This window comes from Paractinoplanes pyxinae (assembly GCF_026626335.1).
Classification (GTDB): Bacteria; Actinomycetota; Actinomycetes; order Mycobacteriales; family Micromonosporaceae; genus Actinoplanes; species Actinoplanes pyxinae.
Window position 1 is genome coordinate 35,724 of record NZ_JAPNTZ010000025.1, and the last position, 15,987, is coordinate 51,710.

The 15,987-nt window shown below is 72.6% G+C and carries 18 protein-coding genes; 7 read left to right on the top strand and 11 right to left on the bottom strand.

The genetic code is table 11. From position 1 onward, the window contains the following. Positions 1–57: 57 nt before the first annotated feature. Positions 58–1,512 (top strand): DEAD/DEAH box helicase, encoded by a 1,455-nt coding sequence (locus OWR29_RS45495; RefSeq protein ID WP_267569914.1) that lies wholly within the window; start codon positions 58–60, stop codon positions 1,510–1,512. A 48-nt stretch (positions 1,513–1,560) separates the two neighbouring features. On the opposite strand, the gene OWR29_RS45500 is transcribed toward OWR29_RS45495, so the two are convergent. After that, positions 1,561–2,049: a GNAT family N-acetyltransferase gene (locus OWR29_RS45500; protein WP_267569915.1), complete on the bottom strand. Its 489-nt coding sequence runs from the start codon at positions 2,047–2,049 to the stop codon at positions 1,561–1,563. Positions 2,050–2,155: 106 nt separating this feature from the next. On the opposite strand from OWR29_RS45500, the gene OWR29_RS45505 reads away from it, so the two are divergent. From OWR29_RS45505 to OWR29_RS45515, 3 genes are all read left to right on the top strand, one after another. Beyond that, complete coding sequence (locus OWR29_RS45505; protein WP_267569916.1) at positions 2,156–2,827, top strand: hypothetical protein; 672 nt, start codon at positions 2,156–2,158, stop codon at positions 2,825–2,827. A gap of 80 nt (positions 2,828–2,907) precedes the next feature. Further along, positions 2,908–3,324: a YciI family protein gene (locus OWR29_RS45510; protein WP_267569917.1), complete on the top strand. Its 417-nt coding sequence runs from the start codon at positions 2,908–2,910 to the stop codon at positions 3,322–3,324. A gap of 4 nt (positions 3,325–3,328) precedes the next feature. Then, a complete protein-coding gene (locus tag OWR29_RS45515) occupies positions 3,329–4,600 on the top strand; it encodes an RNA polymerase sigma factor (RefSeq protein WP_267569918.1) in 1,272 nt (423 codons plus the stop codon). On the opposite strand, the gene OWR29_RS45520 is transcribed toward OWR29_RS45515, so the two are convergent. Continuing rightward, positions 4,517–5,395, bottom strand: a complete 879-nt coding sequence (locus OWR29_RS45520) for a helix-turn-helix domain-containing protein (protein WP_267569919.1) — start codon at positions 5,393–5,395, stop codon at positions 4,517–4,519. The two genes, OWR29_RS45515 and OWR29_RS45520, sit on opposite strands and share 84 nt — an antisense overlap. Positions 5,396–5,495: 100 nt before the next feature. Between OWR29_RS45520 and OWR29_RS45525 the strand changes: the two genes are divergently transcribed. Then, entirely contained in the window at positions 5,496–6,569 is a 1,074-nt protein-coding gene (locus OWR29_RS45525) for an NAD(P)/FAD-dependent oxidoreductase (RefSeq protein WP_267569920.1), read from the top strand. On the opposite strand, the gene OWR29_RS45530 is transcribed toward OWR29_RS45525, so the two are convergent. From OWR29_RS45530 to OWR29_RS45540, 3 genes are read right to left on the bottom strand one after another with little or no spacing between them, the layout of a single operon-like run. After that, positions 6,566–7,078: a YceI family protein gene (locus OWR29_RS45530; protein WP_267569921.1), complete on the bottom strand. Its 513-nt coding sequence runs from the start codon at positions 7,076–7,078 to the stop codon at positions 6,566–6,568. The genes OWR29_RS45525 and OWR29_RS45530 overlap by 4 nt on opposite strands. Positions 7,079–7,113: 35 nt before the next feature. Beyond that, complete coding sequence (locus tag OWR29_RS45535) at positions 7,114–9,732, bottom strand: ATP-binding protein (RefSeq protein WP_267569922.1); 2,619 nt, start codon at positions 9,730–9,732, stop codon at positions 7,114–7,116. A 47-nt stretch (positions 9,733–9,779) separates the two neighbouring features. Continuing rightward, positions 9,780–10,619 (bottom strand): helix-turn-helix transcriptional regulator, encoded by an 840-nt coding sequence (locus OWR29_RS45540; protein WP_267569923.1) that lies wholly within the window; start codon positions 10,617–10,619, stop codon positions 9,780–9,782. 85 nt (positions 10,620–10,704) lie between these two features. Between OWR29_RS45540 and OWR29_RS45545 the strand changes: the two genes are divergently transcribed. After that, positions 10,705–11,463, top strand: a complete 759-nt coding sequence (locus OWR29_RS45545) for an SDR family NAD(P)-dependent oxidoreductase (RefSeq protein ID WP_267569924.1) — start codon at positions 10,705–10,707, stop codon at positions 11,461–11,463. Here the strand turns inward: OWR29_RS45545 and OWR29_RS45550 are convergent. Continuing rightward, positions 11,460–12,122: a hypothetical protein gene (locus OWR29_RS45550; protein ID WP_267569925.1), complete on the bottom strand. Its 663-nt coding sequence runs from the start codon at positions 12,120–12,122 to the stop codon at positions 11,460–11,462. The two genes, OWR29_RS45545 and OWR29_RS45550, sit on opposite strands and share 4 nt — an antisense overlap. 17 nt (positions 12,123–12,139) lie before the next feature. On the opposite strand from OWR29_RS45550, the gene OWR29_RS45555 reads away from it, so the two are divergent. Further along, the gene (locus OWR29_RS45555; protein ID WP_267569926.1) at positions 12,140–12,316 is read left to right on the top strand and encodes a hypothetical protein; all 177 of its coding nucleotides are present in this window, start codon (positions 12,140–12,142) and stop codon (positions 12,314–12,316) included. Here the strand turns inward: OWR29_RS45555 and OWR29_RS45560 are convergent. From OWR29_RS45560 to OWR29_RS45580, 5 genes are all read right to left on the bottom strand, one after another. Then, on the bottom strand, positions 12,290–13,291 hold the full coding sequence (locus OWR29_RS45560; RefSeq protein WP_324291317.1) for an App1 family protein phosphatidate phosphatase: 1,002 nt from the start codon (positions 13,289–13,291) through the stop codon (positions 12,290–12,292). The two genes, OWR29_RS45555 and OWR29_RS45560, sit on opposite strands and share 27 nt — an antisense overlap. Positions 13,292–13,435: 144 nt before the next feature. Beyond that, positions 13,436–14,191 (bottom strand): hypothetical protein, encoded by a 756-nt coding sequence (locus OWR29_RS45565; RefSeq protein WP_267569928.1) that lies wholly within the window; start codon positions 14,189–14,191, stop codon positions 13,436–13,438. A gap of 53 nt (positions 14,192–14,244) precedes the next feature. Then, positions 14,245–14,637 carry a hypothetical protein gene (locus OWR29_RS45570; RefSeq protein WP_267569929.1) on the bottom strand — a complete coding sequence of 131 codons (393 nt, stop codon included), beginning with the start codon at positions 14,635–14,637 and terminating at the stop codon, positions 14,245–14,247. Positions 14,638–14,833: 196 nt separating this feature from the next. Beyond that, entirely contained in the window at positions 14,834–15,049 is a 216-nt protein-coding gene (locus OWR29_RS45575; RefSeq protein ID WP_267569930.1) for a hypothetical protein, read from the bottom strand. Between the two features lie 53 nt (positions 15,050–15,102). Next, positions 15,103–15,930, bottom strand: coding sequence for a class I SAM-dependent methyltransferase (locus tag OWR29_RS45580; RefSeq protein WP_267569931.1), 828 nt, complete (start codon positions 15,928–15,930; stop codon positions 15,103–15,105). Between the last annotated feature and the right edge of the window lie 57 nt (positions 15,931–15,987).

The following is a 15,987-nucleotide window of genomic DNA, read 5'->3' on the forward strand; positions in this document are numbered from 1 at the left end:
GAGAACAAAGTCTGCGCCGGGCAGGACGACCCCTCGATACTTGGGAGTTCCCGCAACATGTCCACCTTCACCGATTTCGGCGTGCCCGCCGTGCTCACCACGGCCCTCGCCGAACTCGGCATCACCACCCCGTTCCCCATCCAGGCCGCCACGCTGCCCGACTCGCTGGCCGGCAAGGATGTGCTCGGCCGGGGCCGCACCGGCTCCGGCAAGACGTACGCGTTCGCCCTGCCCGTGCTGGCCCGGCTGGCCGCCTCGAAGTCCCCGCGCCGCCCGGGCCGCCCGCGCGCGCTGATCCTGGCCCCCACCCGCGAGCTGGCCACCCAGATCGACGCCACGCTGGCGCCGCTGGCGGCCAAGCTCGGCCTGCGCACCCTCACCGTGTTCGGCGGCGTCGGGGCCAACCCGCAGATCAAGGGTCTGAAGGCCGGCGTCGACGTGCTCGTGGCCTGCCCCGGCCGGCTCGACGACCACCTGCGCAACGGCCACGCCTCGCTGGACGCGGTCGAGATCACCGTGCTCGACGAGGCCGACCACATGGCCGACCTCGGCTTCCTGCCGGTCGTCCGCCGGCTGATGGAGCAGACCCCGCGCCAAGGCCAGCGCATGCTGTTCTCGGCCACCCTCGACAACGGGGTCGACGTACTGGTCAAGCGGTTCCTGCACAAGCCGGTGACGCACTCGGTCGACTCGGCCACCGAGGCCCCGGTCGAGATGGCGCACCACGTGCTGCACGTGCGCGGCGACGACCGCTTCCCGGTGCTGGTCGACCTGCTGTCGGCGCCCGGCCGCTCGGTCGTCTTCACCCGCACCAAGCGGCGAGCCAAGGTGCTGACCCGGCAGCTGGTGCAGGCCGGGGTGCCCGCCGTCGAACTGCACGGCAACCTGGCCCAGAACGCCCGCAACCGCAACATGGCCGCGTTCAGCGACGGCACGGCCGGCACGCTGGTGGCGACCGACATCGCCGCCCGCGGCATCCACGTCGACGACGTCGGCCTGGTCATCCACGCCGACCCGCCGGTCGAGCACAAGGCCTACCTGCACCGCTCCGGCCGCACGGCCCGGGCCGGCGCCGCGGGCACGGTGATCACGCTCATGACCGACGACCAGCAGGCCGAGGTGCGCGACCTGACCCGCAAGGCCGGCGTCCGCCCGAAGACCAGCCGCACCCGCCCCGGCGACCCGCTGCTGGCCGAGCTGGCCCCGGGCGAGCGCACGTTCGTCGCTCCCCCGGCCGCCGCCCCGGCTCCGGCCGCAGCCGGCGGCAACGGCGCCCCGCGCACCGGCGCTCCCCGCCGCGGCGGTCGCGGCCGTGGCCCGGCCCGCCCCGCCGAGGGCGCCGTCCCCGAGCAGAAGACCGGCGGCGCCCGCCGCCGCGGCGGATCGGGCCAGCCCCGGTCCAACCAGCCCCGCTCGGGCTCGACCCCGGTCCACAGCACCCAGTCCCGCAGCGGCGGCGCCGCCGCCTTCTCCGCGGGCACCCGGGTCGGCGGCCGCCGCGCCGGTCGCTGACACAGTCCTGAAGTGAAAGGGCGCTGCCGTTCGATCGGCAGCGCCCTTTCATAACTGTCTGGTCAGGGAGCGGCCCGAGCCGGCGTAGCCGTGCCGCTCGTAGAACCGCACAGCGCCGACGTTGCGATGGTGAATCCCGGCCGACAGCCGGCCAATGCCGTGCGCGGCTGCCCATTGCTCGGCCGCTCCGAGCAGCGCCGAACCAACCCCTCGATCGCGCGCCTCTTGCGCCACCACCGTGTGAACCTGAGCCGAGGCGTCCGGGCGCAGGATCTGATGGTCCGGCGGCTGCGGATTCCGCACAACCTCGACCATCCCCACCAAGCGATCCACAATCTGCGCCACCAGCAGCGCATGTCCCGCCGGCTCCGCGGCCAGCACGGCACGGAAGTGACGCGCCACCGCGATCCTCTCGGGAATCCGATAGACCTCCGGATCCAGAAGCAGATGGGCCTCGGCATTGGCCACCCGCAGGTCGACGAGCGAGGCGACATCAGCCACCACCGCCGGCCGCACCATGACCTCGTCGCGATCCATCGGTGAAACTTAGACCCCTCGGGTGACCCCGGATTGCCCCTGAGACAGTTCGGGCACGGGCGCTGGCGTTCATCGGCGGCGCCTCCGTGTGATAAATCTTCACGTCGTGCTGAACGACGAGTTCCGGGTCGGGGACGTGCTGCGGATCTCGTGCCCGTTCACCGATGCACAGGTGACAGGCGTCTCCTCCTCTGATGTGTCGATTCGCTGGCCGTGGTGGCGGCGCGATCCGGATACCGAGTGGATCGAGTGGAACGGGGACGTCGCCGTCGCGCGTGGGCCGGGCACTTACGGCTGGGCGGACGAGCTGTTCCGTACCGAACCGTCTGCCGAGCTGCTGCGGGCCGGGATGCCGTGCCGAGTCGGCATTCCGCCCACGGTCGTGCACGTGATCGAGGTGCAGAGCTTCGATCCGCCGCTCGAGACGGGGCGCCTGCCGCGTCCCCACCGCGAGATCGTGGTGCTGCCCCGGGGTGTGCCGGTCGACCCCGACGCCATCGAGCAGGGGAACGGCATCAATCCCGACGACGACATCCCCATGGCGTTCGATCTCGTGTTTCGGCCGTACTCCTTTCTGCGCCTCGGTGACGATGTCGTCGACCGCGACGGGCGCGCGTGGCGGTTCGACGGGCCGTGGGACTGGCACGCCTACGACGAGCGGAGCGGCATCCCGGCCTGGCCGTTGCAGCTGATGGCGGACGGGGGCGGCTTGGTCCCGGCTACGGCCACCGGGTCGCATCAAAGCGAGATCGCACGGTGGCGAAGCGCGGCGCTGTAAAAAGTTCGGGCAGGGTGTCGAGTGGGTGGGTCCTCGTTCGACGCGTTGGTGAGAAAGCACGCTGACACAAGGAGACGGCAATGCGGTTCATGGTGATCACCAAGGCGACGGCGGCGAGTGAAGCCGGCACGCCGCCGCCCACCGAGGTGTTCGACACGATGGGCAAGTTCATCCAGGAGCTGATGGACGCGGGCGTGCTGCTCGCCGCGGACGGGCTGCACCCGAGCAGCCAGGGCGCCCGCATCTACTCCGACGGCGAGAAGAAGACCGTGGTCGACGGGCCGTTCGCCGAGACCAAGGAGCTGATCGGCGGCTTCTTCCTGGTCGAGACGAAGTCGCTCGAGGAGTGCGTCGAGTGGTTCAAGCGGATGCCGGGGCAGGACGAGGGCAACATCGAGATCCGGCGGGTCATCCAGGCCGAGGACTTCGCCGAGACGATGACCGACGCGCAGCGGGCGGCCGTGGAGCAGCGCGACCAGGAGACCCGGTACAACTGATGGCGTGACGAGCGACACCCACCGCGCGATCGAGGCGGTCTGGCGGATCGAGGCGCCCCGGCTCGTGGCGGGGCTGGGGCGGCTCGTCCGCGACGTCGGCGTGGCCGAGGAACTGGCCCAGGACGCGCTGGTCGCGGCCCTGGAGCAGTGGCCGGCCGAGGGGGTGCCGCGCAATCCCGGCGCCTGGCTGATGACCACGGCCAAGCGCCGGGCCGTCGACCGGATCCGGCGCGACGAGACGTTCCGGCGCAAGCTCGAGGAGCTCGGGCGCGACCTGGAGGAGTCCACCCCGGACGTCGCCGGCCTGGTGGCCGAGGACGACGGCATCGGCGACGACCGGCTGCGGCTGATGTTCGTGGCTTGCCATCCGGTGCTGTCCACCGAGGCCCGGGCCGCGCTGACCCTGCGGCTGCTCGGCGGCCTGACCACTGACGAGATCGCCCGGGCCTTCCTGGTGCCCGAGCCGACCGTGGCCCAGCGGATCGTACGAGCGAAGAAGGCCCTGGCCAACGCGAAGGTGCCGTTCGAGGTGCCGCAGGGCGACGAGCTGGCGGCCCGGCTCTCGTCGGTCCTCGAGGTCGTCTACCTGATCTTCAACGAGGGCTACTCGGCCACCGCCGGCGACGACTGGATGCGGCCGGCGCTGTGCGAGGAAGCCCTGCGGCTGGGCCGGGTCCTGGCCCGGCTGGCGCCCCGCGAGCCCGAGGTGCACGGCCTGGTCGCGCTGATGGAGATCCAGGCTTCCCGGGCGGCCGCCCGCACCGGCCCGGGTGGCGTGCCGATCCTGCTGGCCGACCAGAACCGCGCCCGCTGGGACCACCTGCTGATCCGCCGCGGGCTGGCCGCGCTGGAAAGGGCCGAGGCCCAGACGGAAAAGCCCGGACCGTACGTGCTGCAAGCCGCCATCGCCGCCGTTCATGCCCGGGCCGGGCGCTTCGAGGACACCGACTGGCCGCGCATGGCCGCGCTCTACGAGCAGCTGGCCGCCACCTCGCCGTCGCCGGTGGTCGAGCTCAACCGGGCGGTGGCGCTGTCCATGGCGTACGGGCCCGGAGCCGGACTGGAACTGCTTGACCAGCTGATGGCCGTCCCGGCGCTGCGGGACTACCACCTGCTGCCGACCGTCCGCGGGGACTTCCTGGCCCGGCTGGGCCGGCCGGCCGAGGCGCGGGCCGAGTTCGAGCGGGCCGCCTCACTGACCCGCAACGAGCGGGAACGCACCCTGCTGCTCGACCGGGCCGCCGCCTGCCCGGTTGGCGACCAGCCGCAGGGGTGAGATGGCGCGCAGGGCCTCGGCGGTGGCCTCGTCGGCCGGCAGCTGCACCACCAGCCGCAGACCGGTGTCGCCGGGCACCGACAAGATCTCGTACGCCAGCCGCAACGAGCCGGCCTCGGGATGGTGCAGCCGCAGCACGCCGTGCGCCCGGGGCAGGCCGGGCACCCGGTCGAGCCGTTCGGCGAACTCGTGACCGGACAGGGCGATCAGCTCGTGGGCGAAGTTGGGCCGGGGCGGGCCGTCCTTGAGCGCGGCGACCTGCTCGTCGGCCACGTGCGACCAGTCCGGGTAGGCCTCACGGGCGCGCTGGTCGGCGAAGACGTACCGGTTGAGGTTGGGGCGGTCGCCGTCGAGCAGCCCGATCGGCCCGGCCAGGCGACGGAACCCGGTCGTGTACGCGAGCACGTCCCCCACCTGGTTGACCAGCATCGCGGCGGCCGGCTCCATCTGGTCGAGCACCGCCCGCAGACCGGGACGGACCGTGCGTACGGGCTCTTGGGCCAGACCCACGCAGCTCGCGCCGGACATCTTGGTCAGCCGCTGCAGGTGGGCGCGCTCGGACGCGGTGAGCCGCAGCGGACCGGCCAGGGCGGCCAGCACCTGGGGTGACGGGTGCCGGTCGCGGCCCTGTTCGAGGCGGATCAGGTATTCCACGCTGACGCCGGCCAGCATCGCCACCTCGGCCCGGCGCAGACCCGGCGTCCGCCGCCGCTGACCCGGGGGCAGCCCGACCTCGGCCGGCGTGACCTCGGCCCGCCGCGCGCGCAGGAAGCTGCCCAGCTCGTTGTCGCCCACCGTTCGACTGTAACGACGGCCGGACCGGCGAAGGTGTCCCCGCCACTACCACCCTGAGCGCGGTCTCCCTGCGCGCCGCGGACCGCCGCAAGGTCGAGCCATGACGACAAAAGTGGTGGTTGTGGGCGGCGGGTACGGCGGTGTCGTGGTGGCCCGCGGCCTGGACGACATCGCCGACGTGACGGTGGTCGAGCCCAAGGAGGTGTTCGTTCACCACGTGGCCCAGCTGCGGGCGGCGGCCGACCCGGCCTGGATCGAGAAGATTTTCATTCCGTACGACGGACTGCTGACCCGGGGCCGGGTGGTGCGCGACACCGCGGTGCTGGTCGAGCCCGAGGTGGTCGAACTTTCGTCCGGCGCCCGGCTCGACGCGGATTACGTCGTGCTGGCCACCGGCTCGGCCGGCCCGTTCCCGACCCGCACCGAGGGCGCCGATCAGGCGACGTCGGCCGAGCGGCTGCGCGATCTGCACGACGCGCTCGACCGGGCGACCTCGGTGCTGCTGGTCGGGGCGGGCGCGATCGGGCTCGAGTTCGCCGGGGAGATCGCGGCGGCCTGGCCGGGCAAGCCGGTGACCCTGGTCGACCCGGTGCCCGAGCTGCTGGGCGGCCGGTTCCCCGACGAGCTGCGCTCCGACCTGGCCCGGCAGTTGAACCAATTGGGCGTACGGGTCCTTCTCGGCGCCAAGCTCGACGCTCAGCCCGAGACGCCGGCCGGTGCCGTGCGCCCGTTCACGGTGACGACCAGCGACGGTGAGGTGCTGTCGGCCGATCTGTGGTTCCCCTGCTACGGCGGCACCGTGCCCAGCGGATACCTGAGCTCGGAGCTGGCCGCGGCCCGGCAGCCCGGCGGCCGGCTGGCGGTCACCGAGCACCTGCGGGTGACCGGGCACGACCGGGTCTTCGCGGTGGGCGACCTCAACGACACCCCGGAGCTGAAGACCGGCCGGGCCGCCGACAAGCAGGCCGAGGTGGTCGCGGCCAACATCCGGGCCCTGATCGAGGGTGGGCCGCTCACCGCGTACGAACCCTTCGCGGACGGGATGATGCTGACCCTGGGCCCGGCCGGGGGCGTCGGCTACGCCCCCGAACTCGGGCTGTTCGGCGCCGAGGCGACCGCCCAGTTCAAGGGCAGCTTCCTGCTCGACGTCTTCCGGCAGAAACTGGGCGCCTAACCGGCGTACAGGTCCAGGTCGATCCGCACGGGCCGGGCGATGATCCCCCGGCCCGTGGCGACGCCGGCCGCCACCCGGTCGACGACGGCCGACGCGACGAAATGGCATCCGCCGTCCACCGGCTCGGCCCGATCCAGGGTCAGCGTCACGGCACTGTCGTGGCCGCGGACCCGCAGCACGCCGTCGAGCAGCCAGCCGGCCACCGTGCGGCGGCAACCGGTGCTGCGGAAGGCGATCATCGGATGCTGGGCCGCGTCCAGGAACTTCTTGCCGACGATGTCTTTGTTCCGGCGCGGATCGTCACTGTGGAAAGTGGACGCGTCCAGCACGGCCGAGGCGCTGGAGGTGGCGAGGTCGCCGGCCACGGTCACGGTGCCGCCCAGTAATTCCATGGTGGCCTGAACCGGCTTGAGGCCGAACATGTGCGTGGCGGTCAGGCGGCACGTCGAGCGCGCGGTGTCGATGGTGTAGGTGCCCGGGCGAAGTGTGGTCTGCACGTTGGTTGTCATGCTCACCAGATTCGGCCCGCGCGGCCCCGGAAACCTCAGTGCCGGTACTGAGATGCGGCACGTAGTTCGGCCCGGTTGGCCACGCCGAGCTTGCCCAGGATGTTGCGCACGTGCGTCTCGACCGTCCGTTCCGAGAGCACCAGCCGCTCGGCCACGGCCCGGTTGGACAGTCCCTCGGCGACCAGCGCGGCGATCTCCCGTTCGCGGGCGGTCAGGTCATCCTTGATCAGCTCGGCGGCGGCCGCGGCGACGACCGGCATGCCGAGGCGGCGGGCGGTGGCGAGCGCGGTCGCCGCGAGATCGCGGCTGCGGCGCGGGTCGGAAGTGCGTAACTGCTTCGCGTACGCGATCTGGGCCCGGGCCAGATAGCCGGGCGCACCCAGCCGTTCCTCCATCGCCACCGCCCGGTCCAGATGCGCCGATGCCTCGGGCCGGCCGAGCACGGCCGCGATCGTCCCCAGCACCCGCGCGACCGCGCCGTGACAGCTGGACATCGAGTTCAGATAGATCCCGGCCCGCGACTCCATGCGGGCGTAGCACTCGGCCGCGAGATCGTGCTCGCCCACCCAGGCCGCCACCTCGCCGGTCACCACCGTCACGAACGTCCGCCGCCCGTCGGCCGGCAGCCGGGGCAGCACGCCGCGCAGCCGCCGGGCCGCGGTGATCCCGCCCTCACGGTCGCCGCGTCCCATCGCGATCAGCCCCAGCTGGGCGATCGCGATCGGCATCTCCTCCGCATCCAGCCAGCCCTCCCCGACCCAGCTGTAGTCGCCGGTGAACTCGGCCAGGCCGCTGAGAAAGGCCAGATACAGGTACGGGGCCGAGGCGTCCTGTGACCGGGCGGCCACCTCGCGCGCCTCCTCGGCCAGCTCACGAGCCGCACCGAGCCGACCGGCGACCAACGCGCGGGCGGCCCGCGCGCGCAGCAGATGCCAGCGGGCCACCGGCCAGCCCAGCCGGGCGGTCAGCGCGGCCAGCCGGTTGGTCTCGGCGTCGTACTCGGCCAGCTCGCCCCGGGCCAGGCAGGCGTCCAGCCGCCAGGTGCGCCCCCACAGTTCGGCGTCCGGCGGCCCGGGCAGCTCGCAACTGAGCCGAGCCAGCTCCAGCACCTCGTCCAGGTCGTCGGCCGGATCCATCGTCTCGTGCCGGGCATGCACGGCGGCCACCAGCGCGTCCGGCCGGCCCGAGGCCGCGGCCAGCTCCATCGCCTCCCGGCTGATCCGGCCGGCCCGTTCCGGGTCGCGGTCCTCGGCCAGCAGGAACGCGTACTGGGCCAGGACTTTCGCCCGGTCGCCGTCGTCCAGATCCGCCGCCAGCGCGCGTTCGCACAGGCGCAGGAGGGCCGGGCCGAGCGGGCCGCCGAAGCCCCGGATCACTAGCGCGGCCGGGGCGCCGACCTCGTCGACCACCGCCTCGCAGTCGGACAGCGCGACGTCGAGCTGGCCGTCGCGGTACGCCGCCTCGGCCCGCCGCAGGCGCAGGGTGGCGTCGCCGGGGGCGTTGGCCAGCGCGTGACCGAACCAGCGGACCGCCTCCGAGTAGTCGAGCGCACGGGACGCGGCGTTCGCGGCCGTCACGCAGGCCTCGACGGCGGCCCGGCGGGATGCGGCGTCGGCGGCGGCCCGGACGCGGTGGCGCGCGATCTCGGCCACCGAACCGCCGTGCTGCCCGAGGGCGTCGGCCAGCGCGGCGTGCGTACGGATCCGCTCGTCGCGGCCCAGACCGTCGTACAGCGCCTGACGCACGAGCTCGTGCCCGAAGCGCACGCGGGACGGCACCCATGGATCGTCGGCCAGCACCCCGGCCGCGACCGCCTCGGCCAGCGGCGCCACCGAGACCACCTGCTCCAGGACGGCGACATCGATCTCGGACCCGTACGCGGCCGCCACGGCCAGCATGTGCCGGCAGTCCGCCGAGAGGTGAGCCGTGCGCCGGGCCACGACCGGCCGGAGTCCGTCGGGCAGACCGACCGCGCCGGCCGGGCGGTTCAGCCGGCCCTCACGGATCAGCAACCGGGTGAGCTCGCGGGTGTAGAGCGGATTGCCCCCGCCGAGCCGGTGCACGACGGCAGCCCAGCTGCGATGCGCCGCCGGGTCGCCGGCCGCGAGAAAGCCGGCCACCGCCGCCTGGTCCCAGGGCGCGAGGGCCAGCGTCTCGAACCCCATCGGGGTACGGCTCGTGCCCAGCACCAGGATGCGGGCCGCGCCGACCTCACGACCGAGGGCAGTCAGCAACGCCAGTGACGCGTCGTCCGCCCAGTGCAGATCCTCCAGAACCAGCAGGAGCGGCCTCTTCGCGGCGGCCGCGCACAACGCGTCCACCGCCGCGCGTACGGCCCGGAAGCGGGCGACCGCCGCGCTTTCCCCCGCCCCGGACAGCTCGAGCAGCGTCGGCGTCAGACCCTCGGGGGCGCCGGCCAGCAGGGTCAGCCAGGGCCAGAAGCTCGGCGCGCCCTCGTCGGGGTCGGCCCGCCCGGTCAGCACCGTGAACCCGGCCGCCGTGGCCCGGTCGACCGCCTCCTCGACCAGGGCCGTCTTCCCGATCCCGGCCTCGCCGACCAGCACCGCCACCGCGCCCGTACCCTGCTCGGCGTCCGCGCGCAGCCGGTCGAGGGCGACCACCTCGGCCACCCGCCCCACCAAGCGCACACCCATGCCGACCAACCTTGTCCCGGACGGCCCGGATGTCCATCGCGTTCCCGTCAGAGCGAGGAACCGTCCAGCGATCCGGCCATGCCCAGCAGGGCCAGCGCGTCGGCGTCGGCCGAGCCGGGCACCGCACTGTAGAGAACCAGATGCTGGTCGCGCTCGGTCAGCGCCAGCGAGTCGCAGTCGACCGTCACCCGGCCCACGACCGGGTGGTGGAAGGTCTTCGTGAGCATCGGCACGGCCTGCACATCATGCCGCTCCCACAGCCGCTCGAAGTCGGGGCTCCCGGCCCGCAGCTCGGCGACCAGCCCGGTCACCGCCGGGTCGGACGGATAGCGGGCCAGGGTCGCCCGCAACTCCATGACGACCTGATGCCGGAACTCGGTGAGGTCGGCCACGGCGTACAGCTGGGACTTGGAGGCCAGGAACGCCCGCCGGGCCAGGTTGCGCTCCTCGGGGACCAGCTTCCCGAAGTCCTCCATGAGCGCGGCGGCCAGGCTGTTCCACGCGAGCACCTCGAAGATCGCCGACGTCACGAACCCGGCGGTGTTCGGCAGGCGGTCGAGCAGGGCCAGGATGCTGGGCCGGACGTCGCGGCGGTGCCGCTCGGTGCGGATCGGCGCGGTGCCGGCCAGCACGTGCAGGTGCTCGGACTCGGCCCCGGTCAGGTGGAGCGCGGCCGCGATGCCGGCCAGCACCTCGCCCGACGGTCTCGGGGCGCGGCCCTGCTCCAGGCGTACGTAGTACTCGGTCGAGATGTGCGCGAGCACCGCGACCTCTTCGCGCCGCAGGCCCGGCGTGCGACGCCGAGGGCCGGAGGGCAGGCCGACGTCGGTGGGACGCAGCCTTTCCCGGCGGGTGCGGAGGAACGCCCCGAGCTCCTGCTTGTCCATACCGTCAGTGTGCCCGCCCGGGCGGCCCGGATCCTGGTACTGATCGTGCCTGCATCCGGCCGGCCCGGGTCGTGACGCTTACGGCATGACAAACATGCTGACCGGCAAGGTCGTCCTCATCACCGGCGCCAGCCGCGGCATCGGCGCCGCCGCGGCCCACCTCTTCGCCCGCGAGGGTGCCTCCGTGGTGCTCGCCGCCCGTGGTGCCGAAGCCCTCGACAAGATCGTGGCCGAGATCCGCGCCGACGGCGGCGTGGCCGACGCCGTCCCGCTCGACCTGGCCGACCGGGCCAGCGTCCGCGCCGCCGTCCGCCGTGCCGGCGAGCTGCACGGCCGGCTCGACGGCGCGTTCAACAACGGCGCCGCCATCCAGCAGCCCGGCCCGCTCGACACCACCAGCGACGAGGACATCGACAACCAGTTCGAGGTGAACTTCCGGGCCCACTGGATCGCGATGAACGCCGAGGCCGAACTGATGCGCGCGAGCGGCGGCGGGGCGATCGTCAACACGTCCAGCATCGGCAGCCGGCGCGCCAACCCCGCCCTTCCGGCGTACGGGGCCATGAAGCGCGCCCTCAACAGCATCACCGAGACGGCCGCCGTGACGTGGGCCGCTCAGGGCATCCGGGTCAACGGGATCACCCCGGGCGGCACGGCCACCGAGATGATCGAGCAGTGGGAGGCCGCGACCCCGGGCATCAAGAACGGGATCACCGCGTCCATCCCGCGGGGCCGGATGGCCGAGCCGGGCGAGGTGGCCGAGGTCGCCGCGTGGCTGCTGAGCGACCGGGCCGCAGCGGTCACCGGGGCGATCATCCCGGTCGACGGCGGAGCGGGCGCCTAGGCGCCCGGGACGTCCACCTCGATCTCGTTGGACAGGGTGAACCCGTCGCACAGTTCGAGGTCGTCGCCGCTCCAGAAGCGGCCCGGGTCGTACCAGTTGGGCTGGCGGCCGCGCGGCAACAGGCCCATGTCCTCATAGGTGACGGCGACGACCTCGGCGCAGTAGGCCGTCTCGAGCGCCGCCTCGTCGACCGGCCCCTTGCCGCCGCGCAGCCGCCAGCGCGGCCGGATCTGCGGCACCCGGCCCCGCACCCAGCGCCAGGCCAGCTGGGCCGACGACGGGAACGGCGTGCCGTCGAGGCGGGCCACCGTCTTGAGCGCCTTGTCCTCCATCGCCTGGTCGACGCCGGGCTCCAGCTGCCGCAGCCAGCCCCGCTGTCCGTACCGGTGGGCCCAGACCGTGACCGCGTCCCGCAGATCGTGCAGCTGGACGCCGCGCTGGAAGGTGCCCGACCACAGATCGGGCAGCGACCGGCCCAGCTCGGCGTGCCACATGAGCGGCGGCATGTCCTCGACGACGATCGACATGCCGACGTGGTTGACCGGGCTGTTGGTCAGCGTCTGGATCGCGCGGTCGGCGCCCGTGCGCCCACGGAAGATCCAGATGTCGCCCGTCCGGGTCAGGTCGATGGCCTCATCGAGGCTTAAGGCGGCGTCCACGTGTCTATCCTCAAGTGATGCGTTGGTGGAAAGTAGTGGGATTGGCCGGGCTGGCCGGCGTCGCGGCGACGGGGGCTGTCGTGGCCCGGGCCGAGCGCAAGCGCCGGCAGTACACCCCCGACGAGATCCGCGACCGGTTGCACCAGCGGGTCGCCGAGGCGGCCGACTCAGACGACATCAGTATCGCGGAGTAGCGACCACAGCCCGGCCCCGTCCGGCGCCGAGAACCACGTCTTGCCGCCCGACCCGACCGCCTCGGGGTTGCCCGAGGGGCCGGGGATGGCGCCGGCCAGCACCGACTGGGTGGGCGACAGCTGCCGGATGGCGACGGCGGCCACGTTCTCGGGGTGGGCGTGCGCGAACTCGGAGTAGATCTCCTGGTCGTGCTGCCCGTCGTCGCCGATCAACAACCAGCGGATCTTCGGGAACTCACGGGAGAGCCGCTGCAGCGTCGTGCGCTTGTGCTCCTGGCCGCTGCGGAACCAGCGGTCGGGCGTGGGACCCCAGTCGGTGAGCAGCAGCGGGCCCGCCGGATAGAGGTGGCGGGAGAGGAACCGGCTCAGCGTGGGGGCGACGTTCCAGGCGCCGGTCGACAGATAGAAGACCGGGGAGCCGGCGTTCGCCGTGATCAGCCGCTCGTACAGCACGGCCATGCCCGGCACGGCCATGCGGGCGTGCTCGTCCAGCACGAACGTGTTCCACGCGGCGAGCAGCGGACGCGGCAGGGCGGTGACCATGACCGTGTCGTCGATGTCGCTGATCACGCCGAAGCGGCATTCCGGGTCGACCACCCGGATCGGCGCCTCGGCCGGGGCCGCGCCCTCGGTGAACAGCCGCACACTGCCCCAGCCGGGCTCGAGGTCGCCCTTGACGCGGGTGTCGACGTAGCCGCTGCGGTCGGTGCGGGTCTCGGTGATGTTGTCACCGATCTGAATCTTCACCACGGCGTTGTTCACCGGCGAACTGGTGAAGCTGCGCCAGCCGCGCACCTTTTCCAGCCGCTTACGGGTGGGGGTGCCGCGGGTCAGCACCACCCGCGCCATCACCCGCGCCCAGCCGGGCGCTCCGTAACCCGTGTATGCGGTGATCACCGGCCGCCAGCCCCGGTTGCGCAACCGGCGCTCGACGATCTCGTGCAGGGCGTCCTCCACCCGCGCGGCCCGGTGCATCCGAACCGCGGGCGGCTGCCCGGCCGGAGTTGATGCCACGCTCTGGCCCCCTGATCCCCTGGTCTCGGCGGTCGTCCTGCCCGGTTAAGGTACCCGGGAAACCTGACAGCCGCGGCCGAACCCCGCCCTCCACAGGCGACGATGTCAGGCGGCGGCCTTCGCCATGGCCGGCATCTCGGCCGTCGACCACTGGTCGGCGAACCATTGATCGTCGGCGACGACCCGCCCGGCCACTCCCGCCCGCACCAGCGCCGCGGCGGCCTCGGCGCGCAGGCTGCGCAGGGCCTCGGCGGCCAGTTCGGACTCGTGCCAGGCCGCCTGCTCCTGCTTCTGCGCGTCCTCGTACTGCGCCAGGCGGTGGGCCCGGATAGCGTTGCGCAGCAGGCCCTCCTGCACCACCGGGTGCAGCCGCGGATTCCAGCCGCGATGCGCGAGCACGTCGTTCAGCTGCTCGATCGAAATCTCCCGGCGACGGCAGGCGGCCGTGGCCGCGCGGTGCAGCCAGCGCTCGCGGTCGGCGTTCTCCCCCGGCTTGCGGCGGCGGCTCATCTGCGGATACGCAGCGGCGCGAGCCCCCTCCCGAGCGAGACGATCGGCTTCGTCGTAAGCCAGCCACGCCTCATGCTCTTTCTGCTGCGCGGCCGCCCATTCCGCGCGGCAGCGGGTGGCGGTGGTCGCGGCCCTTTCCGCGGCGACGGCGACCTCGCCGGCGAAACGCAAAGCATCGGCCTGGGGGCCGGTCAGTGGCGGCGCGGGCGCCTTGGTCGGCAAAGACACCAAAGCCCCGGCAATGGCCACCGCGAGCAGGATGACGACCCACAACGCGGCGGCATAGGGAAGGGAGACGAAGAAGCTTTCCACGGCGGATTCCATGACAACCTCACGGATGCGGCCCGACACGAAAATAACAATGTGAAGAGCGGGTTACCCCACCGAACGTTGTTCTGTTGCGATTAATACAAAGGCGGACCGCGTACGGCGTAACCGCGCACGAATAAGCCGGAGAGCACGATGATTGCAGCGGCCGCCGTTGCCGCAGGCACCGCGGGAGCCACCGGCGCGGCCGAAACGGCAATCACCCAGTGCGCCAACGGCGCCGGCGCATCGCTCAGCGGCTCAATGGCAGCACCAACCACCGAAACCGGCGCGCCGACAGCCGAAGCGCCGGCAACGGCCGGGCAGGCAAGCCCAATAGGCACGACCGGGGCGGCAAGCTCAGCCGGAGCAGCCGACGAAGCGGCGGCGGCGGCGAGCGGGGCCGGGGCGGCGGGAGTGAGGTGGGCGGGGGCGAGCTGGGTGGCGAAGGCTAGCGCGAGCATGGCCAGGCCGGTGAGGAAGCGCAGCAAGCGGCCCCCGTCCCAGTCCCGGGGGAGCACACGCGCCACGGCCGTCACACCACTCAACTTACCGTTTCGGCCGGATACGCGCAGGGCTCCGGAGAAGTACGGCAGTTCCCGCACGAATCCCCCGGACAGGCGAAAGGCGCCGCAAGCGGCGCCTTTCGCGGGACTGACTCGCCGGCCGGGCTCTGCTACGCCCGGCTCACTTGCTGGGTTCGGGCACGTCCAGGTCGCATGTGATCTTCGGGTTGACGCCCATCCAGTTGAGCGGGCCGGCGATCGTCGTGACGGCGATCGTGCCGAACTCGGCACAGCTGGTGTCGCTGGTGTCGGAGAAGTAGCCACGCTCGTACGCGGCAACGCCGCCGAGCACGAGCCAAATGATCAAAAGCAGCCCGCCGATCGAGCCTGCGCGCATCGGGGCCTCCTATGCCGTGGGGATGACCACCGATACCCCGATTCGTTCAGCCGCTAAACGACCGGCTTCACCGCCTGCAGCGTGTAGGTGTGCGGCATCCGCTCGGGCCGGTCGGCGAGCTGCCACTCGTTCTCCTGCACCTCGACCATCTGCCCGTTCGGCAGCGCGTCCCACGGCACCGTCTTGTGCTCGACCAGGCCGGTCAAGGTCAGGCCCGCTTCCAGTACGGCCGTCACGACCTCGCCCAGCCCGTGGTTCCACTCGTGCGTGGTGTTGTTGGTGAACACCGTGTCCTTGGCCGCGTAGCTGCCCGGATCCTCGTAGATCTGCGGTTTCTCGGTCTCGAAGTACGGCTCCTCCAGCGCGAGCACCCCGTCCGTCCGGTCGTAGTCGAGCGACCACAGCACCGGATGCCCCTCGCGGATGAACAGCCGGCCGCCCGGCCGCAGCAGGGCCGCCACGGTCTGCGCCCACCGCCGGACGTCGGGCAGCCAGCAGAGCGCGCCGACGCCCGTGTAGACGAAGTCGTAGCCGTCCCCGGCGGCCGCCACCGCTTCGTACACATCGGATTCGACAAACCGGACATCCTGCCCGGCCAGCTCGGCGATCCGCCGGGCCTGTTCCAGTGACTTGGCCGAGAAGTCGACGCCCGTCATGGTGGCGCCGAGGCGCGACAGCGACACCGTGTCGGTGCCGATGTGACACTGCAGGTGCACCCCTCGGAGCCCCGAGACGTCACCCAGCAGCGGAAGGTCGAATCGGACCACGGCGCTCAGATGGCCGGGGTCGGCGAAGCGCTGCACGTTGTAGTCGGGCGAGGCGGCGTGGGCGGCCGCGCGGTCGTCCCAGGCTGCACGGTTCACGTCCCGGTAGTCGGTCATCCGGGCACGATATGCCGACGCCGGCGCCGACGGCTTTCGATTTTCGGCTGAACTGGC